The organism is Pseudomonas bijieensis, from assembly GCF_013347965.1.
GTDB lineage: Bacteria > Pseudomonadota > Gammaproteobacteria > Pseudomonadales > Pseudomonadaceae > Aquipseudomonas > Aquipseudomonas bijieensis.
Map to the genome: position 1 here is coordinate 1,591,890 of NZ_CP048810.1, position 24,678 is coordinate 1,616,567.

Annotated in this window: 22 protein-coding genes and 4 pseudogenes; 16 read left to right on the forward strand and 10 right to left on the reverse strand. The window is 56.0% G+C overall.

Annotated features, from left to right (window positions below; translation table 11 throughout):
- Nucleotides 1-244 precede the first annotated feature (244 nt).
- The 5 genes from GN234_RS06635 to GN234_RS06655 all read left to right on the forward strand — a co-directional run bounded on the left by GN234_RS06635 (nucleotide 245) and on the right by GN234_RS06655 (nucleotide 5,673).
- The gene (locus GN234_RS06635; protein ID WP_163854167.1) at nucleotides 245-1,993 is read left to right on the forward strand and encodes an ABC transporter permease; all 1,749 of its coding nucleotides are present in this window, start codon (nucleotides 245-247) and stop codon (nucleotides 1,991-1,993) included.
- 10 nt (nucleotides 1,994-2,003) lie between these two features.
- Complete coding sequence (locus GN234_RS06640) at nucleotides 2,004-3,308, forward strand: ABC transporter ATP-binding protein (protein WP_109755221.1); 1,305 nt, start codon at nucleotides 2,004-2,006, stop codon at nucleotides 3,306-3,308.
- Nucleotides 3,309-3,385: 77 nt separating this feature from the next.
- Nucleotides 3,386-4,429 carry a sensor histidine kinase gene (locus GN234_RS06645; RefSeq protein ID WP_176688119.1) on the forward strand — a complete coding sequence of 348 codons (1,044 nt, stop codon included), beginning with the start codon at nucleotides 3,386-3,388 and terminating at the stop codon, nucleotides 4,427-4,429.
- The gene (locus GN234_RS06650) at nucleotides 4,416-5,054 is read left to right on the forward strand and encodes a response regulator transcription factor (protein ID WP_176688120.1); all 639 of its coding nucleotides are present in this window, start codon (nucleotides 4,416-4,418) and stop codon (nucleotides 5,052-5,054) included. The genes GN234_RS06645 and GN234_RS06650 overlap by 14 nt, the downstream gene beginning before the upstream one ends.
- Nucleotides 5,055-5,130: 76 nt before the next feature.
- The gene (locus GN234_RS06655; protein ID WP_176688121.1) at nucleotides 5,131-5,673 is read left to right on the forward strand and encodes a hypothetical protein; all 543 of its coding nucleotides are present in this window, start codon (nucleotides 5,131-5,133) and stop codon (nucleotides 5,671-5,673) included.
- A 289-nt stretch (nucleotides 5,674-5,962) separates the two neighbouring features.
- On the opposite strand, the gene GN234_RS06660 is transcribed toward GN234_RS06655, so the two are convergent.
- Nucleotides 5,963-6,880: a DMT family transporter gene (locus tag GN234_RS06660; protein ID WP_176688122.1), complete on the reverse strand. Its 918-nt coding sequence runs from the start codon at nucleotides 6,878-6,880 to the stop codon at nucleotides 5,963-5,965.
- A 110-nt stretch (nucleotides 6,881-6,990) separates the two neighbouring features.
- Between GN234_RS06660 and GN234_RS06665 the strand changes: the two genes are divergently transcribed.
- On the forward strand, nucleotides 6,991-7,857 hold the full coding sequence (locus GN234_RS06665; protein WP_109755226.1) for a LysR family transcriptional regulator: 867 nt from the start codon (nucleotides 6,991-6,993) through the stop codon (nucleotides 7,855-7,857).
- A 299-nt stretch (nucleotides 7,858-8,156) separates the two neighbouring features.
- Here the strand turns inward: GN234_RS06665 and GN234_RS06670 are convergent.
- From GN234_RS06670 to GN234_RS06680, 3 genes and pseudogenes are all read right to left on the reverse strand, one after another.
- Nucleotides 8,157-8,291 (reverse strand): annotated as a pseudogene (locus GN234_RS06670) (LysR family transcriptional regulator); the annotation flags it as partial.
- Between the two features lie 12 nt (nucleotides 8,292-8,303).
- Entirely contained in the window at nucleotides 8,304-8,936 is a 633-nt protein-coding gene (locus GN234_RS06675; RefSeq protein ID WP_025569623.1) for a pyridoxamine 5'-phosphate oxidase family protein, read from the reverse strand.
- Between the two features lie 34 nt (nucleotides 8,937-8,970).
- Nucleotides 8,971-9,924 (reverse strand): hypothetical protein, encoded by a 954-nt coding sequence (locus GN234_RS06680; RefSeq protein WP_176689562.1) that lies wholly within the window; start codon nucleotides 9,922-9,924, stop codon nucleotides 8,971-8,973.
- Nucleotides 9,925-10,518: 594 nt separating this feature from the next.
- Here GN234_RS06680 and GN234_RS06685 point away from each other — a divergent pair.
- Nucleotides 10,519-10,791: a hypothetical protein gene (locus GN234_RS06685; protein WP_025569626.1), complete on the forward strand. Its 273-nt coding sequence runs from the start codon at nucleotides 10,519-10,521 to the stop codon at nucleotides 10,789-10,791.
- 740 nt (nucleotides 10,792-11,531) lie between these two features.
- On the forward strand, nucleotides 11,532-12,515 hold the full coding sequence (locus GN234_RS06690) for an LLM class oxidoreductase (RefSeq protein WP_176688123.1): 984 nt from the start codon (nucleotides 11,532-11,534) through the stop codon (nucleotides 12,513-12,515).
- 37 nt (nucleotides 12,516-12,552) lie between these two features.
- On the opposite strand, the pseudogene GN234_RS30005 reads toward GN234_RS06690, so the two are convergent.
- From GN234_RS30005 to GN234_RS06700, 3 genes and pseudogenes are all read right to left on the reverse strand, one after another.
- Nucleotides 12,553-12,735 (reverse strand): annotated as a pseudogene (locus tag GN234_RS30005) (monovalent cation:proton antiporter-2 (CPA2) family protein); the annotation flags it as partial.
- Between the two features lie 194 nt (nucleotides 12,736-12,929).
- On the reverse strand, nucleotides 12,930-13,232 hold the full coding sequence (locus GN234_RS06695) for a putative quinol monooxygenase (protein WP_025569629.1): 303 nt from the start codon (nucleotides 13,230-13,232) through the stop codon (nucleotides 12,930-12,932).
- Nucleotides 13,233-13,458: 226 nt separating this feature from the next.
- Nucleotides 13,459-14,559, reverse strand: a complete 1,101-nt coding sequence (locus GN234_RS06700) for a low temperature requirement protein A (protein WP_176688124.1) — start codon at nucleotides 14,557-14,559, stop codon at nucleotides 13,459-13,461.
- 358 nt (nucleotides 14,560-14,917) lie between these two features.
- Between GN234_RS06700 and GN234_RS06705 the strand changes: the two genes are divergently transcribed.
- Nucleotides 14,918-15,088 carry a hypothetical protein gene (locus tag GN234_RS06705; RefSeq protein WP_176688125.1) on the forward strand — a complete coding sequence of 57 codons (171 nt, stop codon included), beginning with the start codon at nucleotides 14,918-14,920 and terminating at the stop codon, nucleotides 15,086-15,088.
- A gap of 300 nt (nucleotides 15,089-15,388) precedes the next feature.
- Nucleotides 15,389-15,559, forward strand: a pseudogene (locus tag GN234_RS06710) (FAD-dependent oxidoreductase); the annotation flags it as partial.
- Between the two features lie 262 nt (nucleotides 15,560-15,821).
- Here GN234_RS06710 and GN234_RS06715 read toward each other — a convergent pair.
- Nucleotides 15,822-16,715 (reverse strand): LysR family transcriptional regulator, encoded by an 894-nt coding sequence (locus GN234_RS06715; protein ID WP_025569634.1) that lies wholly within the window; start codon nucleotides 16,713-16,715, stop codon nucleotides 15,822-15,824.
- A 94-nt stretch (nucleotides 16,716-16,809) separates the two neighbouring features.
- On the opposite strand from GN234_RS06715, the gene GN234_RS06720 reads away from it, so the two are divergent.
- On the forward strand, nucleotides 16,810-17,976 hold the full coding sequence (locus tag GN234_RS06720; RefSeq protein WP_176688126.1) for an MFS transporter: 1,167 nt from the start codon (nucleotides 16,810-16,812) through the stop codon (nucleotides 17,974-17,976).
- Between the two features lie 667 nt (nucleotides 17,977-18,643).
- Here GN234_RS06720 and GN234_RS06725 read toward each other — a convergent pair.
- Nucleotides 18,644-18,877 (reverse strand): annotated as a pseudogene (locus GN234_RS06725) (transposase); the annotation flags it as partial.
- Nucleotides 18,878-18,950: 73 nt separating this feature from the next.
- Nucleotides 18,951-19,568 (reverse strand): LysE family translocator, encoded by a 618-nt coding sequence (locus tag GN234_RS06730; protein WP_116832070.1) that lies wholly within the window; start codon nucleotides 19,566-19,568, stop codon nucleotides 18,951-18,953.
- Between the two features lie 267 nt (nucleotides 19,569-19,835).
- Here GN234_RS06730 and GN234_RS06735 point away from each other — a divergent pair, with 267 nt between their 5' ends.
- The 5 genes from GN234_RS06735 (at nucleotide 19,836) to GN234_RS06755 (ending at nucleotide 24,485) form a co-directional block, all read left to right on the forward strand.
- Nucleotides 19,836-20,567 carry a polyphenol oxidase family protein gene (locus GN234_RS06735; protein WP_116832069.1) on the forward strand — a complete coding sequence of 244 codons (732 nt, stop codon included), beginning with the start codon at nucleotides 19,836-19,838 and terminating at the stop codon, nucleotides 20,565-20,567.
- Nucleotides 20,568-20,895: 328 nt separating this feature from the next.
- The gene (locus GN234_RS06740; RefSeq protein ID WP_176688127.1) at nucleotides 20,896-21,366 is read left to right on the forward strand and encodes an SLATT domain-containing protein; all 471 of its coding nucleotides are present in this window, start codon (nucleotides 20,896-20,898) and stop codon (nucleotides 21,364-21,366) included.
- Nucleotides 21,363-22,421: a nucleoid-associated protein gene (locus GN234_RS06745; RefSeq protein ID WP_122425323.1), complete on the forward strand. Its 1,059-nt coding sequence runs from the start codon at nucleotides 21,363-21,365 to the stop codon at nucleotides 22,419-22,421. The genes GN234_RS06740 and GN234_RS06745 overlap by 4 nt, the downstream gene beginning before the upstream one ends.
- Nucleotides 22,418-23,422, forward strand: a complete 1,005-nt coding sequence (locus GN234_RS06750) for a GTP pyrophosphokinase (RefSeq protein WP_176688128.1) — start codon at nucleotides 22,418-22,420, stop codon at nucleotides 23,420-23,422. Before GN234_RS06745 ends, GN234_RS06750 begins: the two co-directional genes overlap by 4 nt.
- Before the next feature lie 220 nt (nucleotides 23,423-23,642).
- Nucleotides 23,643-24,485, forward strand: a complete 843-nt coding sequence (locus GN234_RS06755) for a hypothetical protein (protein ID WP_176688129.1) — start codon at nucleotides 23,643-23,645, stop codon at nucleotides 24,483-24,485.
- The last annotated feature ends 193 nt before the right edge of the window (nucleotides 24,486-24,678 follow it).

Sequence of the window (24,678 nt, forward strand, 5' to 3'; positions counted from 1 at the left end):
TCGTCCAGAAAGGCCAATGAACAATTTCGGCTAGAACCAAGGGACCTTAAACCAAGGGAACTTACCCTCCGATATACCAAAGTATATTTCCATGTCCCAAGGCATTCTGGCGATCTTCGAAGACGTCCCTTAATCTAGCCGGACATTTAACGCGCCAGGTCGAGCACACTTTAATTTCATGACTTCCAATGACTGCTGGCGAGGTCGCAGCCCTGGCTTTTAATCGTGTAAACAGAGGTGTTCAATGCGCCCTTCGTTCCCTGCGCCGGCACTTACTTCCCTGAGAAACAGGGAGCAAGCCGCAACCACTTCCTGGTGGGCGGATATTGCGCTATTCAGCATTCTGCTGCTCTTGGCGGCGTTTATAGTGTATGGCCTCGATCAAATGAGCCAGCCCCTCGGCGCCCTTGATTCCTCGCCGTTGTCCCTGGATCTGGTCCACCTGCCGGAATACACCTTGCGCACCACTCTGCGCATGTTCATTGCCTTGTTCGCTTCGTTTGTTTTTTCCTTGGTCGTCGCCACGCTGGCCGCAAAAAGCCGCAAGGCGGCAATCGTTATCCTGCCCGCGTTGGATATTCTCCAATCGGTGCCAGTACTTGGGTTCCTCACGTTTACCGTCGTGTTCTTCATGGGGCTTTTCCCCGGCAAGGAAACGGGCGTGGAATGCGCGGCCATCTTCGCCATCTTCACCAGCCAGGTCTGGAACATGACCTTCAGTTTCTATCAATCGTTGAGAACTGTGCCCAACGATCTTTACGACGTCAGCCGACAGTTCTCGTTTTCCCCATGGCAACGCTTCATCAGGCTGGAGCTGCCCTTCGCCACGCCGGGCCTGGTGTGGAACATGATGATGTCGATGTCGGGCGGCTGGTTTTTCGTGGTCGCTTCCGAGGCCATCACCGTCGGCGATACCACCGTCAGCCTGCCAGGTATCGGCTCATGGCTGGCACTGGCAATCGAGCAGCAAAATATCGCCGCGATTGCCTGGGCAGTGCTGGCCATGGTCGGGGTGATCATTGCGTATGACCTGCTGTTTTTCCGGCCGATCGTCGCCTGGGCGGACAGGTTTCGCTTCGAACAGACCGCCTCCCAGAAGCGCCCACGGTCCAGGGTCTACGACCTGCTGCGTTCGACGCGTCTTGTGCCCTGGGTGCTGCAAGCACTGGCCGGCATCAAGACTTCGTTATTCCTGGACAAACTTCCCCGGATGCCTCGGATCGGGTTCAAGAGCAGTGCCCGCTTCAACCGTGCATCTGACTTGATCTGGATCGCCCTGGTCATCGCGGCCTGTATGGCTGGCATCCTGCAACTGTCGCGCTTCATTGGCAGCACCCTGGGTTTGGAGGACGTGATCAGCACCTTTGGCCTGGGCCTGGCCACCCTGCTGCGAGTCGCCGTGCTGATCGTCCTGGCCAGCGTGCTTTGGGTGCCCATCGGTGTCTGGATCGGCTTGAACCCGCGCTGGGCCGAGCGCTTGCAGCCCGTCGCACAGCTGCTGGCGGCGTTCCCGGCCAACGTCCTGTTTCCGTTTGCGGTGATCGCCATCGTCGCCCTGAAGCTCAACCCGGATATCTGGCTGTCGCCGCTGATGGTGTTGGGCACCCAGTGGTACATCCTGTTCAACGTGATCGCCGGAGCCAGCGCGTTGCCCACCGATTTGCGCGAGGCGGCGCGCAGCTTCCACGTGCGCGGCTGGCAGTGGTGGCGCCAATTCGCCCTGCCCGGCATTTTCCCCTACTACATCACCGGCGCCCTCACCGCAGCGGGCGGCTCGTGGAACGCCAGCATCGTCGCCGAGGCGGTTTCCTGGGGCAACGAGCATCTCTACGCCTCCGGGCTGGGGTCCTATATCGCCCAGGCCACCGCGGCGGGGGATCTGCAACGGGTGGCGCTGGGGGTTTCGGTCATGTCGATTTTCGTGGTGGGTTTCAACCGGTTGCTATGGCGTCCGCTGTACGGTTTTGCCGAGCGTCGGCTTCGAATTGATTGAGGGTCAAGCAATGGAAGTGATAGACAAGCGTTGCCTCGTCGACGTGCAGCAACTGGGACACGTCTATGGCACGGCGGGCGGTGCCGAGCGAGTAGTGTTAGACAACGTCTGCATGCGCCTGGACGACGGGGAAATCGTCGGCCTGCTGGGGCGTTCGGGGTCTGGGAAGTCGACCCTGCTGCGCTCCATCGCGGGCCTGATTTCACCCACCACCGGCATGGTTGATTTTCCGGCCAACGCTCAAGGGGTTTCGAGCTCGGTACGCATGGTATTCCAGAGTTTCGCCCTGTTCCCCTGGCTGACCGTACTGCAGAACGTCGAGATCGGCCTCGAGGCCCTGGACGTGGCGGCCCCGGAGCGCCGGCGTCGGGCCTTGGCCGCCATCGACATGATCGGTCTCGATGGTTTCGAAAGCGCTTTCCCGAAAGAATTGTCCGGCGGTATGCGCCAACGCGTCGGCCTGGCCCGGGCCCTGGTGGTCGCCCCGGATGTGCTGTTGATGGACGAGCCGTTCTCCGCGCTCGACGTATTGACCGCCGAAACCCTGCGCACTGACCTGCTGGATTTGTGGGGCGAAGGACGGATGCCGATCAAATCGATATTGATGGTCACCCATAACATCGAAGAAGCCGTACTGATGTGTGATCGGATCCTGATTTTTTCCTCCAACCCGGGACGGGTCATGCAAGAAATCAGCGTGGACCTGCGTCAGCCGCGCAATCGCACGGACCCGGCCTTCCAAGCCTTGGTCGAACACATCTATGTACAAATGGCAGGGGGAACGAACGTCGGTTCACCACGCCAGGGCATGTTTGCCGGCACCGGCACGGGCATGGTCTTGCCGGCGATTTCCACCAACGCCCTGGCCGGGCTGATCGAGGCGGTGCAGGCTCAGCCGTTTGCCGGCCAGGCGGATCTGCGCGAGCTCGCCGGAGTGTTACGCTACACCGCCAGTGATTTGTTTCCGGTGGCTGAGGTACTGCAACTCATGCGTTTGGCCGACATGCAGGACGGCCACATAACGCTGCTGCCGGCCGGGCAACGCTACGCCGATTCAACAGTGGATGAGCGCAAGCAACTGTTTGCCCAGCACCTGCTTAAATACGTGCCGCTGGTGGGTCATATCCGCAGGGTGCTGGACGAGCGCCCTACCCGCACGGCACCGGCCAGGCGTTTCCGCGATCAGCTGGAAGATTTCATGTCCGAGCACGACGCCGCCCATACCCTGGATTGCGTCACGCAATGGGGACGCTACGCCGAGTTGTTCGCCTATGACGAAGTGGCCGATCTGTTCAGCCTCGACAATCCATCCTGAGTGGGCGGTATAAACTGCGTGGATCAGGCCCAAGCGTTGGAGCGATGCGAGATGAACACCCCATGAGAAGCACCCGGATGACGCTTCGCCTGCTGCTGTTACTGGGCTTGGCGCTGGGCATTGCCGCGATCGATACCGTCACCGATCTGGAAATTGCGGTCGGGGTGTTCCAGATCGCCGTGGTGCTGATCGCCGTGCGGATCCTGCCGACGCGGGCGGTGGCCGGCGTCTCGATCGTCTGCATGATTTTGACGATCCTGAGTTATCGGTTCACCCGTTTTGGCGACACCGAGGCCGGACTGATCAATGTCTTGATCAGCCTTGCGGCGATCGCCGGCACGACGTATCTGGCGCTGCGCCTGTCCGCCGCGATCCGTACGGTGCATCAGACCCGCGCCCACCTGGCGCACATCACCCGCATCAACATGCTCGGCGAACTCGCCGCCTCGATTGCCCATGAAGTCAACCAGCCATTGGCTGCGGTGGCCACCAGCAGTGGCGCCTGCCTGCGCTGGATGGCCACCGAGCCGCCCAACCTGATCAAAGCCCAGCAAGCGCTGGAGCGGATCATCGCCGACACCCACCGGGCCAGCGACATCATTGCCCGCTTGCGCGGCATGGCTCGGCATCAAGCGCCGACCAAGCAATGGCTGAACGTCGCTGACACGCTCAACGCCGCGCTGCGGCTGTTGGCGGGAGAGCTGAACGAACAGAACGTCACCTTGCGCGTGCATGTCGAGGAAGGCCTGCCGCCGATGCTCGCCGATGAGGTGCAGATCCAACAAGTCATCCTCAACCTGGCGATGAACGCGGTCGAGGCGATGCGCCAGGTAGACCTCGAGCGTCGGATCCTGCAATTTGATGTGGCGCTGGAGTCACGCCAGCAACTGCTGTTTTCGGTTTCCGACCAGGGCAGCGGTCTGTCGGCAAGTGATCGCGAGCGAGTGTTCGAGGCCTTCTACAGCACCAAGCGGGATGGCATGGGCATGGGGTTGGCGATCAGCCGTTCAATCATCGAAGCCCATGACGGTCGTCTCTGGGCCTCAAGCGACCCACAGACCGGCGCGACTTTCCACTTCACCCTGCCAGCCGTCACAAGGGAAACCGATGAGCCAAACTGACGTTCAAGACCTGGCCGAATCGATGATCTACATCGTCGACGATGACAGCTCGGTGCGCGAATCGCTGCAAGACCTGTTGGCCTCCGTAGGCCTGGCGAGCCGGGCATTCGGCTCGGCCCGCGAGTTCATGGACGCCGATCTGCCGGATGTCCCGGCGTGCCTGATCCTCGATGTGCGGATGCCGGGTTTGAGCGGGCTGGATTTCCAACAGGAAATGACCCGATTGAATATTCGCGTCCCGGTTGTGTTCATCACCGCCCATGGCGACATCCCCATGTCGGTCAAAGCCATGAAGGCCGGGGCCCTCGAATTCTTGACCAAGCCATTCCGTGAACAGGACCTGCTCGATGCAATCAGCCTGGGCCTGGGCCGTGACAAGGAACGGCGCAAGGCCTCGGCGCTGGTCGACGACTTGAAACGCCGTCATGCCGGGCTGACTGACGGCGAACGCGAGGTGATGGAGTTAGTCGTGTCAGGGCTGCTGAACAAACAGGTGGCCGGCCAACTGGGTTTGAGCGAAGTGACCGTGAAAGTGCGCCGCGGGTCGTTGATGCGCAAGATGAATGCGGACTCGTTGGCAACGCTGGTGAAGATGTCGGAAAAACTCAAGGAAGCAGATCGCTAGCGGCCCCTGATCACGGCTATCATTGCCGTTCGCCCAGTTGACGGGCGATGTCGCAGCCCCCCTCAAGGACTCAGGTATGACTCTTCTGCCGTCACGCTCCACCCTCTTCGTCTCCAGCCTCCTGCTAAGTTCCCTGTGCTTTGCCGAAGGCGAGCCGGCGGACGGCAGCCTCATCAAGGACTCGACCAAAGCAGCCGTCTCAACGTTCATTACTGCCGGCAAAAACCTGCTTGGCGGTGTCAGCGAGGGCGTGCTCGATGGCCGCGAGTCGGCCCAAGGCACCGATGGCGCCGCGATCATTTCCTCCGGCGAGCAAATGAAAGACCGCATCGCCGTTGAAGTGTTGAAGCTCGAACCCAGCGACGATAACGTCAGCATTACCCTCGGTTTCAAGAACAGCACCGACACCCAACTGCGCGTGGTCAACCTCGGCCAGACCGGCGTGCTGCTGGCCATCGACCAGGCGGGCTACGCCAACCGCCTCACCGGCCTGGACAACCCGGACGAAGTCACCATTCCGCCGAAGACCGCCGTGCGGCAGAAATTCGTGTTCGAAGGCATGAATGAGGCGGTCAGCACCGTACGGGTGTGGGGGCAGGATTACCCGGTCAAGAAATAGTGCGCCGGGCAGCCGAAAACATTGGCGGCGTGCTCCAAGGCCTTGGCATATGGGATTTCAGGCATCGATCTGTCCTCACGATATAAAACGAAGCTGAGCATGCCGGATACCACACGGAGCACCGAGGCAACGCCAGATCGTAAGTGCGGTACTTCCGAAGGCCAACCCTAAAAAGTTGTCAGAGATTTCCTCGACTTTCCCCAAAGTGATCACCTGTCCGTAGGACAGGGTTTCGTGGCACTCCGTGTGGCGACAACATCCAACGTCATTGCCCATATACACGACAGAATCAACCGACTTTTGCCCCACTCCCCGGCTCAAGCCTCAACGCCAGCACGCTCATCAACACAATCACCGCCCCAACAACAACCATCATTGACGGGCGCTCGGCCAGCACCAAAGAAGCCATCAACATCGCCGTGGGCGGTATCAGGTACAGCGCCATGGAGGCGCGGCTCACGTTGCTGTGTGCCAACACGTAGGCCCAAGCAAGGTACGCCAGCGCGCTGGGAAAAATACCCAGGATCAACACCGCCAGATTCACCGAAGCCGAAGCCTGTCGCGCCGCGCTCAATATCCCCGGCGCGGAAATGAACAACAGGAGTGTGCCCGACCAGACGGTGTAACAAACCACGGTCAAACCGTCGTAGCGATGGGAATGGCGCTTTTGCAAAGAGAAATACAAACTCCAGGACAGCGCCGCCAGCAGGATCAATAGTCCATGGGCGTCCATGTCACCCACGCCACGATCCCCCGCGACGACCACACCAGCGCCAAGCAAGCCGCACAGTACACAAACCCATTGCCAACCGCTGGCTCGGTCCTTGAAAACAAAATGCGCCAGTAACGTGCTGAACAAAGGCGTGGACTGAGCCAGCACACTCGCCGCCCCAGCACTGACGCCCCGCTGACCGTAATTGAGAGCGATGTGGTGCAGGCTGACGGCAAAGAAACCCAACACCGCCAGCCATGGCAGATCCCTGAGACGCGGCCGGGAAATGCCTTTCAGCAACGCGATGAGGGCCATGAACACCGAAGCAATGAGAAACCGCATCAGCGCCAGTTGACCGGGCTCGTAAGCCTGCAAGCCGATGCGAATGCCAATTGGCGAATAGGCCCAGCAAAGAACCACGAACATCGTCGCCAGGACAACTTTCGCACCGGGTTTGCTGACGGAACCTTCAAAAGGCACGCAACGCACTTCCATCTAGAGTTCCTGCTCACTGAGCGTCTGGCCGATGTGCCTGGAAGTATCGAAACCACCTCCCCTCAGCACAAGTGACTTAAACTCAGTTCATCATTCACTTTTGGTGAGCCATGGAACTGTCTCAACTGCGCATGCTCAAGACGGTCTGCGACACCGGCAGCATCGCCCGCGCTGCCGAAGTGCTGCACTGTGTGCCGTCCAACATCACCGCACGCCTCAAGTCCCTGGAACGGGAACTCGGCACGCCGCTGTTTTTTCGCGAAGGTCGCGGGCTGCGAGTCAGCCCGGCGGGCGAAGTGTTTCTGGAGTACGCGACAAAAATACTGAGCCTGACGGAAGAGGCCCGCCGCGCAGTAGCCCCCACCCGCGCACCGAGTGGCCCACTGCGCATAGGCGCGATCGAGTCCAGCGCCACCGGCCGCCTGCCTCAGTTGCTCGCCAAATACCACGCGCAGTACCCGCAAGTGTCGCTGGAACTGAGCACCGGCACCTGGGCGCAGTTGCTGGACGATATCCAGCATCACCGGCTCGATGGAGTGATCGTGGCGGTGGACATAGAACGGCCAGGGCTCAAGCGAGCCGTGATGTACCGCGAAGACCTGGTGCTCATCGCCTCCGAGTCCCACGGCCCGCTACGCAGCGCCGCCGATTTGCAAGGCAAAGCGATCTTCATGTGGCCCACAGGCTGTCCGTACCGGTTAGCGCTGGAGCAATGGCTGCTGCGTCATGACCAAGTGCAACCGATCATCAGCATCGCCAGCTATGGCGCCATCGTCGGCTGCGTCAGCGCGGGCGCAGGCGTCTCGCTGGTGCCCCGGGGGATCTATGAACAATACCGCCAGGGGGCGGGTTGGACGGGGTATGAATTCCCTGAGTTGACGGGGATCGATAACCTTTTCTACTGGCATGAAAACGCCGGGAGGCATCCTGCCCGGGAGGCGTTTTTGGCGATGTTGCAAACGGAGTTCGAAGGCTAGCCGCATCACCCTCCCCTGTGGCGAGGGGATTTAGCGAAACGTCCTACCGTCCCCACTGGATTGCGAAGCAATCCCAAGATGCTGCTAGGTGATCGACTGCTAAATCGAGATGTAAGCTTTAGTCGCATGTAAGCCCAAACCGCAGGATGACAGGGAGTCCATTTTGGAATTAGCTCTTTAAGTGAGAGAGTCATGACAATGCTTGATAAACACGACGAGGATGCCGAACAGCAAGACGCCCCAACCGATAGCGCGCAATCCAGCAGCCTGCTTCGATCCTGAATCCTCTGAAGACTGCTCTATCCACTCAAAACCACAGACAAGTCGGGGTATCTGGCGCATATGAAATCCACGAATGCGCGGAACTTTGGAGGCGCAAGGCGCCTGGAGGTATGCAATACCCAAAGCGCGGGATTAGCCAACTGCCCCCTGGCTCGGCGAAATCGTCAGTAAAGCGTGCTCGCGATACGCCCTGGCAAGGCCTTGTCGTACGCGTCGCCATCCACTTTCGATGGGCAGATGCGCTTGAACACCTCGCCTGCGGTGGGCAGTGCACTGCGTTCGATCTGCCGCGTCACATCCCACAGCCCCGCCCTGATCACAGCCCTGCTGCACTGGAAGTAAACGCTGGCTACGGTGATCTCCAGCACCGTTCGAGGGAGTTGCCCATTTACCGCGAACCGAGCCAACAGCGCTGGCTCGACCGATATCCTGGCCGTGCCGTTCACGCGCAAGGTTTCCCCTACGCCAGGCACAAGGAAGAGCAGTGCAACCCGGGGATCCTCGACGATATTGCGCAGCGAATCGATGCGGTTGTTGCCACGGCGGTCGGGCAAATACAGGGTCTTGCTGTCGTGGACATGAACGAACCCGTTCGCGTCGCCCCTCGGTGAGGCATCCAGCCCTCCAGGGCCTGAGGAAGCGAGGATCACAAAGGAAGCAGCCTCTATGAAGGGCTGGTAAACCGGATGAATATGGTCGACTTCCTTGAGAATCGAGGGCGCCGCGACGGGGCCGTAAAGGCTTTCCAGCGCTTGTGTGGTCGTGATGTAGGCGCTGCTGTCGTTATCGCGTTCCATGCTCATCTCCTCTGTAGATGTCTAAAAACCGCATTCAGGGATTGGATTTCATCCGGCCCTGGATCGCCGTGCGCAGGCAACCCCAGGCGACGACGCCGACGATCAATACCTCGGCGATGCCCACAAACAGGTTGAGTGAAAAGCTCAACGGTTGCTCGGCCCAGTAGAAGGTCGTCGAGCGATAGCCACCGACACCCAGCCGTCCGGCAAACAGAGCCGGAACCAATGCGATAACCTGGCTCAGCTCCAGCACAGCCAGGAAAGTGCCCACCAGCAAGAGCAAGACGCGCGCGGGAATGCCGAACTTCTCGGTCGGCTCAGGCGCCGGCGTAGCCCCCTTTCCTCGGCGCTGCCTGGCTTCCCTCACCGCCTTACCGCTGGTGGGCGCTGGGGCAGGCCTATAGGGTGCCTTCACACCAGGCGCCAACCCCTCGATGACCTCGGCGGGCACCGCCACGTTCAGGTAGTCGGCCAACTCGCGCAACCATAAGGCGGTGCGTTGACTTCCCGGCACGACCGGAACGTTGTCGGACGTTAAGCGGTGCGCAGTGCCGTCGCGCAGCATCAGCCACAGCTGGGTGTGGGCTCGCTCAGCCTGTGGACGGCGGCGTAGCTCGAGGTACTTGGCGGCATCGATCCGAAAGACCGACTGCACCCGCTCGCGGCGTCCAAAAAAGTTTCGAGTGAGGCGCTTGCCCTCACCGTCGACTCGCGACAACACCAAGGTCTCGCGGATGCCGGTGTAAACCAGCAGTAAAAGGCCAAGGGCAGGAATCAGCAGCAGCCCGAGAACAATCAGCAGAGAGGACAGCGGATCCGCGTCAGCCAACGGCGAGAGACCATCAGCCATCACAAATACGGCGAACGCCACCGGCAAGATGAAGGCCAACGCGCCCGTCAGCAGCACGAATATGCTCTGCACCAGGTTGCGCGAGTGGATGTGCAGGTCGTCCTGCGCGGTGCGCTCGAACCGATATCCAATCAATATGCAAGCCTCCTGGGGCGCCGCTTTCAGACCGTTCGAGGGCTGAGACAGGCGATTTGCATGCCGCAGGCCGGGATGGTGTTTGAGGGCGGAGAATACCTGATGTCAGGGAGCTTGGGGGTTGGGGCTGAGTTCGAAGGCTAGCCACACCACCCTCCCCTGTGGCGAGGGAATTTAGCGAAACGTCGCACCGCCCTCTGGCCGGCGAAGCCGACCGCAAACCAACACCACGGTCGATCTGTCGATGGTTTGAATAAGTCGATTCGACCCTGTCAGATCCCTCCGGCAAAAGACGATCACAGCTCCTACGAAGCTTTAGGAACCCATCACCTTCCCCGCCCAATCCGACAAAACCTATAGTGATGCCCATCGCTCAATGGCGATCAGGTTTGGCGACCTGAGGATCGAGTGCGAAAGTGCTGCGTTTTTTGCAGAGGCTTTGGCACACTTGCACGGCTGCCCGTTACGGCAGTTGTGCGTGGGAGACCTTCGGGTCTGCCGGTTTCCGATCCCGGTTCGCCAACCTGCGTACAACTGCCACCCAATTGTTTGGCGACGATTGAGTGGTTAAAACCTCATTAGATCGGAGTTTTTAACATGGAAAGATACGTCCCTATCACTGGCATCGACTGCACCCCTGCTTCCCTCCTCATTGATACCCAAGCCCCGCTGGACGTCCTGCACGCCACCGCCGATTACCGCATCCGTGTGGTGACTCAGGTACTGGAGAACATTGCATTCCGCTCTGAAATCACCAGCGATACGGTGGTGCTTTCGGACTTTGCACAGCTTTTGGTGATCCCGTTGCGAGATGGGTGTGATTTGCTGGAGGTGATTGGTCGGCGGCTTCAGGCGCAGGTTGAAAGTTGATAGCGCTTCGGGCGCATAAAGCGCCCGTTTCTGCTTATCTACCAGATAGGTTCTGCACGGACTTCCCCTGCGGCGTTAATTCGACCTTACCTGCCATTTGTATCGGACTTGACCACCTATGACCGGCAGAGAGTGGCTATGTGCAGACGTTCGTCAAAGTCTGCTTTCGGCCGATTCTGTTGAAAAAGTCGGTTTTCCCAAAGCGCTCGAATTTTGATGGATGAAAACACCTCTTTTGCACGCTGCTACGTGAAATCCGAGTCCTGAACCTTCTGCCCAAAACTCAGACTTCAATCTCAGGTGCGTACTTTTCTGCAGTGGAATTCGAAGCCGACTTTTTCAACAGAATCAGCCAATAGCGGCCGTTCTGGAATGGCAGGAAACGACCGATAACTGTCTTCGATACGCAACTTTCGCCCGGAAGCGGCTCGTTCGTAAGAATATGGCGGAGAGCTGCAAAACCGCCTACGCTTATAGAATGATTCCTCGAACGCCTTGCCCATCTGGTGGTATAGAGCCGAGAGATCTGACTTCCTTTGACCGGCCGCTTAACACCCACCCGGACCAACCCGCGCCTATCGCCAGCAACTGGCCCCTGAATCCGGTCCACACGACCAGCAGTACGGCGCAACGGGTAAAAGCCAGACCCAGTTCCCCCACCTGTCGTTCAAAAGCGACCGATGCCGCAGCACCGCTGGAAACGGGGGCGCTGTTCACGTTCTGTCATGAGGTCAATCCGTATGTATCGGCCGAGCACGATTCCTTACCAGCAGCATAAAGGGTTCAGCCGAACCTTCACTCAGGGGCATTTGAGCCTTGGATTATTCTTTCCCATGGAGGCGTTCGACGGGGACACTCCGAGCATGCTCAACCAGGTCACACTGGCTAAACAAGCCGAGGCGCTGGGCTTCTGTGCGCTCTGGTTTCGCGACGTGCCGCTTCGCGACACTGGCTTCGGCGATGTCGGCCAAGTCTTCGACCCCTGGGTTTACCTGGGTTATATGGCCGCCCATACCTCGGAGATTGCACTTGGCACCGCCTCCATCGCCATCCCGCTGCACCATCCCCTGCACACGGCCAAGGCGTCAGCCAGCGTCGATCAGTTGAGCACTGGTCGCTTGATTCTGGGGGTTGCTTCGGGAGATCGGCCAGTGGAGTTTTCGGCGTTTGGCGTCGATCCCGAAAAGCGTGGAGAGATCTTTCGAGAACACTACGAGGTGATTCGCCGCGCCCACAGCACCAGTTTTGAGCCCATCCACTGGAGCACTGGTGAAATGCAAGGCGCAGACCTGATTCCGAAACCCACCACCCAATTCATTCCAATGTTCGTTACCGGCAACAGTCGCCAGTCACTGGATTGGATCGCGCGTGAGAGCAACGGATGGATCAACTATCCACGCATACCGAATATGCAGCGGCTGGTCGTGGAAGATTGGCGGCTGGAGGTCACCAGGCAATGTGGCTCTGTGTACAAGCCCTTTACTCAGTCGCTGTACATCGATCTCGATGAGAATCCATCCACGCCACCCACACGTATCCATTTGGGGTTCAGACTTGGACGTTACCATCTACGGTTTTTGCTGGAGTCGCTTGAGGAAATCGGCGTGGACCACGTCATTCTCAATCTCAAATATGGCAAGCGCCCTGCGGCGGAGGTTATTGAGGAATTGGGTACGCACATCGTTGCGCAGTTCGGAGTGCAGCCGCGTCCGGCAGCGCATTGAACATCGGTCACTGCTACGCCGACGAAGCTCACTTGACGAAACCATAAGGTGTCACGGCGCGGATGACCTCCGGATCTATATCAATGATGGAGATCTTCGCGCCATGAGCGACCGGTGCCCGGCAAGCAATCTACCCTACCCGGCCTAAACCAATGATGAGCACATTGCCTTGCAGATTCTGTGCGGCTTCCACGCCGTCCATGGACACGATTTGCGCGCGCATCCTTTCACTTATACCGAGCGCGCAAGCATGGCATGAATCCTGGACACGGCACTTTAGCCATGACATTTATCTTAAATACAAGTGTTTTAATTGATCACCGCCCGGGACAGCAGCAGGCCCAGGCGATCCCGATTTTCATACAAGACATCGTAAGCCTCCCCGAACTGAATGGAACTTCCTGTTGGATTTGCTTAACCGGGCAGCTTGGCCGCAAGGACGTCAACCTTCTCGATTGATGGCGGTTCGGCAAACAGCTCGGCAGCGTTTGCCATAAGCGCCGCCGCGACCTTGCCCGAAAGATGAGCCTGCCGGCCCGCTTCATCCGGGAATGCGTCAAAGATGCCAAAGGTGGACGGCCCCAAGCGGATTCCAAACCAGGCTGTAGTGGCTGGCTCCTCCTCCACTAATGGAAGGCCGCTCAAGAGAAAGCGCTCCACCTCTTTCTCTTTCCCAGGTTTTGCTTCCAGACGAACGAACAACGCTACTTTGACCATGACGCGGCTCCTGTCGTTACGATGCGGCTGGTGCTATCTGGTCGCAATAGCTAAAAGGGGCATCCGGCTATTAACTATGGTCGACGACACCAGGATTACAAACCCAAAGAGACCAAGGGTAGCGTCGCATGTCGCTCGGACACTGAGAATGACGTAGTGGGCAGCGCGCAAGCCGCAGACCAGCCGCTTGATCACTTTTCCCGAGCTGTGGCCTGATAATAAAGACTCAACGATATCTGAAATTCAGGAGAACATAACAGATCATGGTTACTGTCAGGCCGACCAATATGTACTCGACACGCGGTAGAAATATAACTAACCCACCTAAAGAAAACACGATCAAGGTGTTTTGTAGTATGTATTTCCTTATTCGACTCACAGCTATGAAATAGCCATATTGCTTCCCCAGGAAAAACAATGCCATGCCGATGATCGACATGATCTGGAAATCGCGCATCGCAATGTCATTCAGGATCGCATGCCTGATCAAATTTGCCAGGAGTGCCAGCCCCATAAAAAGAAAAAGGTGCGAGTAGATCAAGGCGTGCCCACTCATACTGCTGTGATTTTTGCTCAGCAGGTAAAAGCTATCGAAATAGATCCACCAGATACTGCAAATCATGATGAATCCGGTGATTGCCGCCGTCACATTATAACGATCCCATTGAATGTTAGATAAACCTCCAGAAAGACTGATCACTGACTCACCCAACAAGATGAGGGTGAGCAAGCCTATGCGTTCAACCAAGTGTTCTGTATGGGCTGGCAGTGGCTTGAGTTTAGTCCAGAAAAATACAGGAAACAGAATATCGAGAATAATTCCAACATAAGCGACAAGGTAACGCACGGGCGGGTCAAAAATAACCGATGAGAGACTAATGACTGCGCTAATTAACAGGGCGAAGCCGAGCCTGGAGGAGAGCTCGCCGCGGGAATCGAATTTACTTATGGACGAAATGTACATGATGCTGATGATGGCACGTATGCCAAAATAGCAGGCAATAATAAGCGGGTAGTTCACTTCCAGGTCTTCCCCGATCCGTGCCGATAGCACAATGAGCAGGAGCATTATGAATAATGTTGCCAAACGGTGAATATTGCTGTCTGTATCAAACCTGTTGGAGTAAATCGTGTGACTGGACCAGATCCACCACAACGGTACAAAAAGCAGTAAGAATATCCATAATTGCTTATGTTCAAAGTGGCCTTCATGAACATGTCCGAGAGTATGCGTAACCTGGCCTATCGTAACAACGAAAGTCAGGTCGAAAAACAACTCCAACCATGTGGCGTGTCGATTTTTTTCATAATACTTCAAAGATTTCATTAGCTGCCGGCTCCGTGTACACCTCTTTAATGTAGAAGGAAGCTAACGCTGGTTTGCCCTCGGCTCTGGTGTGGGTGATGCCAGGCCGATGTGGCTATCTAGCGATTTCGTCCGCGCACTAACAGAAGCTCAATCATCTGACTCATCTCGTTGAACTCTGGGACCCCGTCATAGCGAAGCCCTTTAGCTCACGCAGCGACAACTGTTGATCAGGGGTTGCGTGAAGAGTGAAGTCGGGCGCGACAGTGCCGGCCGGCAGCGGACCCTGAACCAGGTCGCCATTGGTTTTTTGTGCATCATCGAACTCTAAAGTATTCATTGCTTGAACCTTGATAGATGGGTGGTTGGGACGTGCTCAGTGGGATACGACGTGCCCGGCGGGATAACTCCATCCACCATCAATGGGTTCAAAAAAAGACAACGCTGCCTCGATCTCAGCCTGAGCCTGAGTGATTTCGGCAGCGAAACGTTCACGTTCCGCATCAAGGAACACAAGAAGATCCGCCGTGTAATCGCGGAATTGGATTAGGCCAGGTTGGCAGGGGAATGGTCGGATTCGCTCTGGCTCACCAATGACTATAGTCGTTGATGACGCTTACCGTAGTAGCTGAGCGAATTTTCGGTACCCTCCAGTGCCAACAACACTCACGCGCTTATCTTGCTGCCATTTCAGGCGGCGTTTTAACACGATGATTTTGGCAGCTATTTCGCCACTTCAGACAAATCTACATCTGCTTTCTGGACGACAACTGCTGCCCGTTACGACAAGCAGAAATCGACCAGAGGCAGACACTGAAACCGCCTTCAGGTCGACAGAGTGAAGGTTGATATGGGAAATGCTCTGGACAAACGAGTCGTTGTCATTAGTGCCGGCATCGTGGGCGCTTCGCTGGCGTATCACCTGGCTGATAAAGGCGCGAATATCACCTTGGTTGAGGCTGAAGGTATCGCGTCGGGAGTGATTGGAGGTTCACTCGCATGGATCAACATCCTATGCGGATAACGTGACCCCATTGCAGCACTGCGCGGAGCAGCAATCAAAGATGCGGCTCGTGCAGCGATGGTGCTGTACTTAACGAATAGTCGAGATCGGTCTTCGGGAAGCTGAGCGGTAGCCTTTGCGAATATTGTCACTGACCGCTTCTGGCCGAAATCGGCTATGGCTCCCGATTGCTCCAATGACGCAGCCCACCCACCGATAGCACATGACTACTTGCTTGATGCGACCTGCCTCACCACATCGCAAGAATCAACTGCCCCTCTCACATCCGATGATGCTCCAGCAAAAAATCCACAAACAGCCGCACCCGCGCCGGCATTGCCGAGCCCCCTACGAACACCGCATGAATCGGTTCCCGGTCACCGGGGTTCCAGGCTTCCAGCAGCGGTATCAGGTCGCCGCGCTGCAGGTCCTCGCTCACGGTGAACTCGCCAATACGCGCAATGCCGGCACCTACTCGCGCGAGTTGTGCCAGGGCTTCGCCACTGCTGCATTCGATGTTGCCGCTGACCTTCAGGGAGAACTCTCGTCCGTCGCGGATGAATGGCCAGTTGGGTTCGGCACGTCGGAAGTTGAAGCGTAGGCAGTTGTGCCGTAGCAGGTCTTCCGGTTCCTGGGGGGTGCCGTGGCGCTGCAGATATTCGGGCGACGCCACCACTACCTGGCCGGTGTCGCCGATCCTGCGCGCGGTCAGTGGACTGTCGGGCAGGTGGCCGAAGCGTACCGCCACGTCGGCCTGGCCGCCGAGAATGTCGACCACTTCGTCGCCGAGGGTGAGGTCGACGACGATGTTCGGGTAACGGGCGCTGAATGCTGCCACCAAGGGAACGATGGCCAGCCGTCCATGACCAAGGGCGGCGCTGACCCGCAAACGGCCCCTGGGTACGCCCTGGTCGGCGATGGCTTCTTCGACCTCGGCCATGTCGGCCAGGATACGTCGGGCGCCGCGCAGGAACGCCTCACCCTCGGCGGTGAAAGTGATCGCTCGGGTGGTGCGCAACAGCAGGCGGGTGCCAAGACGCTGTTCGGTCCGCGCGATGATCCGGCTGACCGCCGAGGGCGTCAGCCCCAGTGCACGTGCGGCGGCCGACAGGCTGCCCTCCCGTGCCACTGTGACGAACACGTCCATTTCACCTGACCTGCCGTTGAAGTCCATTTGTGCCTCTTACGCAAAGGTGATTGCCAAAAACGCTATCTACCGCCTGAAAAGGTTGGATCGTAGCATTTACGGCATAGATAAGGAGCCTTCCATGCGTATCAATCCACCACTTGTCGCACTCGCCATTGGTGCCTTTGGCATCGGCGTTACTGAGTTCGCCCCCATGGGCATGTTGCCGGGCATCGCTGCCGATCTCGGCGTTTCCATTCCCGCCGCAGGTCTGTTGGTCAGTGCTTACGCCCTGGGCGTACTGCTTGGCGCGCCGCTGATGACCCTGACCACCGGCAGGATTCCCCGGCGCTATCTGCTGATCGGACTCATGGCGATTTTCACCCTGGGTAATCTGATGTCAGCCTTGGCTACCGATTACTACAGCCTCATGGTCGCCAGGGTGGTGACCTCACTAAACCACGGTGCCTTCTTTGGCGTTGGCTCCATCGTCGCCGCCAGTGTGGTCGCCCCGCAGAAACGTGCCGGGGCGGTTGCGGCCATGTTCATGGGCCTGACCCTGGCGACCATCGGCGGTGTGCCGCTGGCCGCCTGGTTTGGCGAACTGTTCGGCTGGCGCACCGCATTCTGGGGAATTACCGGCCTCGGCGTGTTGACCATGGCCGCATTGTGGTTCGCCCTGCCCAACCTGCCGGCGCCGCAAAGCGTCGGCGTACTGGCCGAAATTCGGGTACTGGGTCGTGGCCCGGTGCTGGGGGCGCTGGCCCTGACCGTAGTAGGCTCCGGTGCGATGTTTACCGTCTTCACCTACATCGCGCCGATCCTCAGCAGCGAGACCCATGCGTCCACCGCGTACATCACCGCCATGCTGGTGCTGTTCGGTGTGGGGTTGACGCTGGGCAACATGTGGGGCGGCAAGGCCGCCGATCGCTCGATAGACCGCACTCTGATCGTTTCACTGAGCGTGCTGATTCTCGTCTTGCTGGCGTTCACCGCACTGATGCGTTGGCCGCTGCCCGCCGCCGTTGCCATCCTGATATGGGGTATCGCCAGCTTCGCCCTGGTGCCGCCGCTACAGATGCGCGTCATGGAAGCGGCCAAGGACGCGCCCAACCTGGCCTCGGCGGTGAACATCGGCGCCTTCAATCTCGGCAACGCGATTGGTGCGGCGCTGGGCGGAGCGGTGATCAAAGCGGGGTTGGGTTATCCGGCGATTTCCCTGGCCGGGGCGGCAATGGCGGGGTTGGGGCTGCTGATGGTGCTGGCCTTTGCCTGGCGCTCCAGAACGATTGCAACTGCGGTGGCATGACGATGATGTGAGGGGGGCTGTTAGTCGCCATTGAGGTCGCTACCCGAGATATTCAACCAGCCCTTTTGAAAGGACAATCGAGCGCTCCCATCTCGGTGCAAGCGGCTGCGGGAAGCCCGCTTGCACGTATCCCCTCTTAGGAGAGAGCTCCAGATGAAGCTCCCGGGAGAGCAAGCCGCCGATCAGCGCTGCCCGGGCGCGGATACCTGCACACGGGAGCGCCACTCACACGAAAAAGGGGCGGATTTATTTAGAGCAGCCAGTCCGCTCTCGGCCGAGAGTGTGTAAAAACGTCAGATTGGGTTTCTATATCGACGCCAGGAGACCGTGCTCACGTTTCGCAAACGGATCAAGGTCACGACGTTTCCAGGAACAGTTAAAACGGCTCAGCAACCTCTTAAAGTCTTTTGGATGGGGTAAAAAAGACCGGTTTTCACGCCGTTAACGCTTTCATCAAGCCAGTGGTGCCGATGATTTTCATAACCCTTTTCAGATTGTAAGCGAGCACATTCAGGCTCATCTCTGCACTCACCCCGTTAAGCTTTCCTGCGAGACCTGCTGCGATGATCCGCATCGACTTCATCTGGCTCGCCACCGAGCCCATGGACATGCGCGCCGGCACTGAAACCGCTCTGGCGCGAGTTGTCGCGCCAATCGCATGAAAGTGCTGGATGCGGTTGAGATAACCGTAGATGTAGATCTTCAGCAAGACCGAGGGATGGTAAGCAGGCCGGCCAGCATCGGCAGGGATGACACCTTCAAAACGCAGATTGACCAGGTCGAGTTCATCGACAAAGACGTCGACTACGCGCACCGGGTTGGTATCGCTGATTTAGTCGTCGAGACTCTCGGGAAATAAGGTGCCTTGGCCTCGCTGTTCGCCTTGAATAAAGCGCTTCATGGGCGATCCTTGCGATGAAATCCTCAGAAATCATAGCAAGGGTTTCGGGCTGGATAGATACTCAATCGTAGACTTATTGAACCAGCTGCCGGATCCCTAGAGACAAAATCAAACCACCGCATAATCGATCAATAGCTTTTTTCCTCTTTCGATACGCTGAAGCAATCTCAGGTAGCGAAAGAGCGATTGCGACCACCCCATACCAAGTCATCGAAACCACCACTACGACTGCCAGCATCGACAAAAACGTGCTTGGTGAAACGTGGGTGGGGGCTGCTGCTGAGAAAATAGCAGCATAGAAGGCCATGGATTTAGGGTTGCCAATGTTCGTAACAACCCCCTGAATGAATGACTGCCGAAAGTTTCCGACGACAGAATTATTGCAGGGGGCAAGCGCGCTCTTCCCGGCCTTGAGCAGCAGTCGGAATCCAAACCACATCAGATAGGCAGCCCCCAGAACTTTTACGATCAGCGCCGCCCAAGGGAACGCAGCAAATACAACGCCGATACCTGCGATTGCACAGGTGGCCCAGAACAAATTGACCAATACGATGCCTGCTACCAAGGCCAAAGCTTCTGACCGCGTAGCAGCTACCGCTTTGTGGACTACTGCAACGAAATTTGGCCCTGGAATAACGACACCGGCCAGGTAAACCAAAAAGACTGTCAAAACGGCGGAACCATCGATCATGTGCATTCCTTTGCGAGTGTTGTGGCCGGGGACGGTCATCATTCAGTTCAAAGCCGTCCGCGGCTTCAACGTACAACGAAATAAAAATTCGATACAGGGCTTTTGAGCGTAGTTGTGTTTTTACACACTCTGGGCCAGGAGGGGACAGTCAAATCAAGCAGCTTGGCTGTGAGCATAAACGTCCAGCAGGGCTCTCTGCGAGCTTGACCCATCCCTCTTACGGATGATATGCCGGTACCAGGGATTGCCATCGATAGGACCTGCTCTATGACCTACCTGTCTTCGTTGCTGCTCGATATCCCCGGCGTGGATCATGGTTTCGAGACTTCTGGAAACTTAACGCTGCCGGAAGGAACACGTTACTGTGCTCAGGCTCACGGAACGCACATCATCGATGCTGACGTGGAAGGGCGAGATGAACGTCCTGTCGCCGATGCACTGTTCTCGAGAGGAGTCCGGGGTGCGGTAGCGGTCATCACTGCCGATTGCTTGCCGGTTCTGGTTGCGTCGGTTGATCAACCATTTGTAGCGGCAATCCATGCCGGATGGCAGGGTTTGAAAGCAGGCATCCTCGGTAATTCGATAGGCCGGTTAGAGAAAGAAGGTGCTTCTCTTGCTGGATTGCGAATAGTGATAGGCCCATCCATCGGCCCCTGTTGTTATGAGGTGAACAGGAAGTTTGTCGAGGGTATTGAACATGCCGACAGCCATCTTTGGCAAAACGATTCTCCGCCGTGGACGCCCCACAGAGTGCCACCCGCAAGTGCGCCTTGGGTCGAACCTGAGGTCACACATAATGAAGCCTGGTTCGATCTACGAAAATATGCGCTGCACCACTTGGTTGCGAGTGGTGTGAGTATTGAACAGATTCAGGTGCTTGAACATTGTACTTATTGCCACAGCGCTGATCTGGGCAGCTATCGGCGACGGAGCCATCAAACCGAGCCTAAATCCTTCCAGTATTCCTGGATAAGACGTTATCGGGATCCGGTTTGCTGAATGGCGATTTCAGCCGGTCGTCGCGACAGGCAGAAATCGGCCAATAGCTGCCTTTCGTGTAGAACGACTATCGACAAAGGCCATCTTCCGCCTAGTCTCGCGTCGACTTGCGCAGAAAAGCTGTATGAATGTACAGTTGCCTGGCCGTGCGGATCGTTGCCCCGGAATCTGCGAGATCGTGCGCAAGTGATTCTCCACATTGGTAACGAAGGAAATGATGATGCTAAAGAGCCATTACTTGTGATACGTTTGATTTCCACGCTTGGCAGGGACGTCTAAGCTAGTTGCGTACATCCCTTCCTCGCATTTTTTACACTAAGGGATGTACATGAGTTCTGAACTAGAGTTTCGGAGCAGCGCTGAAGTTTTGCAGCGCTGGCTCAAGCGATCCAGAGAGTCACAGCTGTCGCATCAGTTGATGGCAGAACGTCTAAGCTCGGTCCACCGCTGGCTGGGTGTGCTAACCATCGGCATCACTGCAATTGCAGGTGCCACCACATTATTGGCGACGCTTGGGGATGTATCCAAAGTGTTGCTCGCTCTCTTCACGCTGCTGGCAGCAATTCTCTCCTCATTACAAACTTTTTTGAAACTTGAAGATCGCACGAACCTTCACCGAATTTCTGGGGCTGGCTATGGCCATGTCCGTCGGAAACTGGAGTTAGCCATGGCACTCGAAAGTTCTGAAAAGGAAATCCGGTTGAAGGAGGCTGAGTTTGAGCTGAACAAACTGGCAACAGAAAGTCCGAGTGTATCAAAGCGGGTCTATGACGCTGCGTTGAAGAGGAATGGTCAATGAGCAATCCATTCAACAACTTGATCTTTGATCGTATTATTTTGCATAACGTACATAAGCCTAATGAGCATGGCGCTACGCCCGCCACAATCAGCCTTGAGTTGACTACCCTCGATCAAGCGGGTAAGCAAATGCTTCAGGAGCGGGTCAGCAAGGTTCTCGGGACAGGGTCAGGGTCGTTGGCAATGGATGTCTCCAACAAAACGACTGCGAGTTGCTACGAGTACTCTAAGCAACTAGTTCAAGCATCTGATCGGGGATTTATTACCACCTCGGCAGCGATTGCCCACCACCATACTTCCATCCACACCAGCAAACGCTGGCCTGGCGGCACTTTGGTGATTATTTCCGGGACCACGGACACAGACAACAAGCGGTGCTTGATCATTATCAAGGCCGAACAGCAAGCTGGTTTCACGGAAACGGAAGAGGATGGCAAGATCACTCTCGCCTACCTTGAAAACCTGATCCTCACCCCGCAATCTAAACTTTATAAGATCGGTATTTTTTACGAAACGGTTTCCAAAACTAGCGGAGCGGTTGTTGACCTTAATGCGCATGTATTCGACAGCAATATAAAATCCGATGACGATCGTCAAGCTGCGAAATATTTTTACTCCAGCTTCTTAGGGCTCAGAATTCCGGACAACGCGGTGCAGCGGACCCGCGATTTTTTCGATTACACCGCCGAATTTATCGGAGGGATGGATGTGCCACCGGAGCGAAAAATCGACTTGCAACAAGCGTTGTACACCTACCTCAAGACGGATACGTCGACCACAATCGAAGGTACCGAATTCGCTGAGCGTTATATGAGCCCTGAGGAATCGGATGATTTTGTGGGTTACATGGGAAGGAAAGGCTTTCCTGACTCTGCGATTGTCAAAGATACCAAGGCGATCAACAGGAAATTGGCCCGTCGCAAGCTAAGCTTCACCAATGATGTCAAGATCACCGCGCCGGCTGATACGTTTGCAGAGCTTGTGAAGGTGGTGGAAACAACTCAAACGCATACAACGCTGATGATCCAAGGAGCTCTTGTGAGCCAGGACAAATGACAGAGGAAGATTACCTCAGTCGGTTCCGAAGTGAGGCCCCATACCTTAAGGCTTGGGGCCAATTTGTCGTTGAAAAAATAACAGAAGCTATCACCTGTACTTTTGGCACTCAGGCCTATCAGAAGTGGGTGAAAATCCCGCCTGAGGTCAGGGTTAAGGACGAGAGCTCACTGATCGCTAAGGCATTTGTGCTTAACAAAGGCTGGTTCTCCAACTATGAGGATATTACAGATAAAGTAGGAGCCCGCTTTGTGTTGGGGTTGTCTGATCAGATTGTAGAGGTCTCAAGGCTCATTGAGGCATCGGATCACTGGCACACGATGAGTAGTAAAGAATTCGATGAGTGGCGTGAAAAAGATCCTCGAATATTTGACTATCAGTCCGCCCATTTCATCGTAACATCCTACAGTGAGTTATCTCACGAGGGAGTACTGATACCAGTCGGCACCAAGTGTGAGATACAGGTAAGAACTCTTCTTCAGCACGCCTATGCTGAGTTAAGTCACGATACTCTTTATAAATCAAACATAACCAGTCATCCCGATGTTCATCGATTGTTTGCCAAGAGCATGGCGCTTATGGAAACAACGGATGATATGCTGCTAAGGGCAAATAAAAGTACTTTAACATCACTCGCCACTGTCCAAGCTATTAAGGATGAGGTGGCTAAAGTAAATGCCTTAGAGCTTTCTGCTGTTGTTTTCGAGCCCAAGTCTCGCGAAAATGATTACATCATCGACCAATTACGAGTTGCTATCGGGAGTAATGGGCTCGAGGGGTATGGCACTTTTGTACAGAAATTTGCGAATGTCCTCAAGGCCAAGATAGAGGAGAGAAATGCAAAAGAAGCGATCTATCGTATTCCTGCAATTACTCTTATATATTTTCTTGTGAAAACTCGATCACGTTCCCTTCCTGGATGTTGGCCTTTTGATCTGCAGATGCTTGAGCCAATATACAGTGATCTGGGCATTGCGCCCCGGTGGACTAAAGATATCTGAATCTGTGACCGGCAACAGATCGACCGCAATTAGGCGATTTTTTGCCCTGCTTAGGGGATTAAAGCTACGAATAACCAGTTTCCTATCATGACCTGTCATTTGTTTTTCCGTGCGGTCGTAAAGCGAGATAAAAAATACAGCTGTTGAGCTTGGCTTATAAGTTAGGCATATTTTATATTTTATCGGTAGAAACCATTATTCATTATTTCGAGAGATTGACGTGTCAAACAAGAAGCTCATCTACTTAGATTACAATGTGTTTGCTTATTATCACGACAACAAAGATCCTAGGGTTCGTTTGCGCATTGATAAACTAAGGGATGCATATAGATTCTGTTACAGTCCCGCGCATTTGGAGGATATTGGATCTTCTCTTATGTGGAATAGGGGCCAAAATAAAGCTGAAGCCAAGAAGATTGCGAAACGAACAATTAACAAAGCTATAACTATTTCCAAAATCACTGAGGATCTTGAAGTTTTTCCAGGCACAGGGTGTGAGCCGGCAAAATTCATACGAGAGTTTCCTGCCAGATGTCTCGATCGTGTGTTGAAGCACGCTGATAGAAACTATTACCTTGACCCGAAAGAACGAAGCATGCTCGAAGGATTTAAAGCCCAAGACCCTAAGGGTGCAACTTCTAATGTAATGGCTAATATGCCGGTTGACTTTTTGTGTAAGCCAGAATATGAAAACCCTCTGTTGGAAAAGTTGAAGTCGAGTCTTTCGCTCGCAGAAAAATGCGCGCGTGCGGGGGTCACTAATTATACGTGGGAAAGCATATCTAAATCGCAAGAAGTCATGGAGCACGTTTTCGAGGTGGTATTCAATCACCTCGAGGAAATCCGATATAAGCCTGATGCTGTTAAAAAGTCCAGGTCGCGGATGCATGATGTTTCACACGCTATTTATGCGGCGCACGCAGATTACTTTGTGACCAATGACGGAGGCTTTTCAAGTAAAGCGCGCGTCGTCTACTCATATCTTGGCGTACCAACGGAGGTGGTGGATTATCTACACTTTATGGAGCACCCTGAACTCTTTGAATGCTGTGTAGACTCCTGAGCATTCCGCGGATCACTATGGATCAACGTTGGTATTACGACTGACAGGCTGCAATGGGCTGAAGGCCGCCGCCTACGAGTGGCAGCTTTCGGACCCATTGCAGCCGTTCGCTGACGACTGCAATGGGGCGTGAAAGCAGGCCGGTTTGTGTTAAGACGTCTATAGAAAGATCTCGCTGTGGATGCGTTCAGAC

Coding starts and splice junctions, on each gene's coding strand:
- GN234_RS06635 (WP_163854167.1), top strand. CDS start 245: ATGCGCCCTTCGTTCCCTGCGCCGGCACTTACTTCCCTGAGAAACAGG.
- GN234_RS06640 (WP_109755221.1), top strand. CDS start 2,004: ATGGAAGTGATAGACAAGCGTTGCCTCGTCGACGTGCAGCAACTGGGA.
- GN234_RS06645 (WP_176688119.1), top strand. CDS start 3,386: ATGACGCTTCGCCTGCTGCTGTTACTGGGCTTGGCGCTGGGCATTGCC.
- GN234_RS06650 (WP_176688120.1), top strand. CDS start 4,416: ATGAGCCAAACTGACGTTCAAGACCTGGCCGAATCGATGATCTACATC.
- GN234_RS06655 (WP_176688121.1), top strand. CDS start 5,131: ATGACTCTTCTGCCGTCACGCTCCACCCTCTTCGTCTCCAGCCTCCTG.
- GN234_RS06660 (WP_176688122.1), bottom strand. CDS start 6,880: ATGGAAGTGCGTTGCGTGCCTTTTGAAGGTTCCGTCAGCAAACCCGGT.
- GN234_RS06665 (WP_109755226.1), top strand. CDS start 6,991: ATGGAACTGTCTCAACTGCGCATGCTCAAGACGGTCTGCGACACCGGC.
- GN234_RS06675 (WP_025569623.1), bottom strand. CDS start 8,936: ATGGAACGCGATAACGACAGCAGCGCCTACATCACGACCACACAAGCG.
- GN234_RS06685 (WP_025569626.1), top strand. CDS start 10,519: ATGGAAAGATACGTCCCTATCACTGGCATCGACTGCACCCCTGCTTCC.
- GN234_RS06690 (WP_176688123.1), top strand. CDS start 11,532: ATGTATCGGCCGAGCACGATTCCTTACCAGCAGCATAAAGGGTTCAGC.
- GN234_RS06695 (WP_025569629.1), bottom strand. CDS start 13,232: ATGGTCAAAGTAGCGTTGTTCGTTCGTCTGGAAGCAAAACCTGGGAAA.
- GN234_RS06700 (WP_176688124.1), bottom strand. CDS start 14,559: ATGAAATCTTTGAAGTATTATGAAAAAAATCGACACGCCACATGGTTG.
- GN234_RS06715 (WP_025569634.1), bottom strand. CDS start 16,715: ATGGACTTCAACGGCAGGTCAGGTGAAATGGACGTGTTCGTCACAGTG.
- GN234_RS06720 (WP_176688126.1), top strand. CDS start 16,810: ATGCGTATCAATCCACCACTTGTCGCACTCGCCATTGGTGCCTTTGGC.
- GN234_RS06730 (WP_116832070.1), bottom strand. CDS start 19,568: ATGATCGATGGTTCCGCCGTTTTGACAGTCTTTTTGGTTTACCTGGCC.
- GN234_RS06735 (WP_116832069.1), top strand. CDS start 19,836: ATGACCTACCTGTCTTCGTTGCTGCTCGATATCCCCGGCGTGGATCAT.
- GN234_RS06740 (WP_176688127.1), top strand. CDS start 20,896: ATGAGTTCTGAACTAGAGTTTCGGAGCAGCGCTGAAGTTTTGCAGCGC.
- GN234_RS06745 (WP_122425323.1), top strand. CDS start 21,363: ATGAGCAATCCATTCAACAACTTGATCTTTGATCGTATTATTTTGCAT.
- GN234_RS06750 (WP_176688128.1), top strand. CDS start 22,418: ATGACAGAGGAAGATTACCTCAGTCGGTTCCGAAGTGAGGCCCCATAC.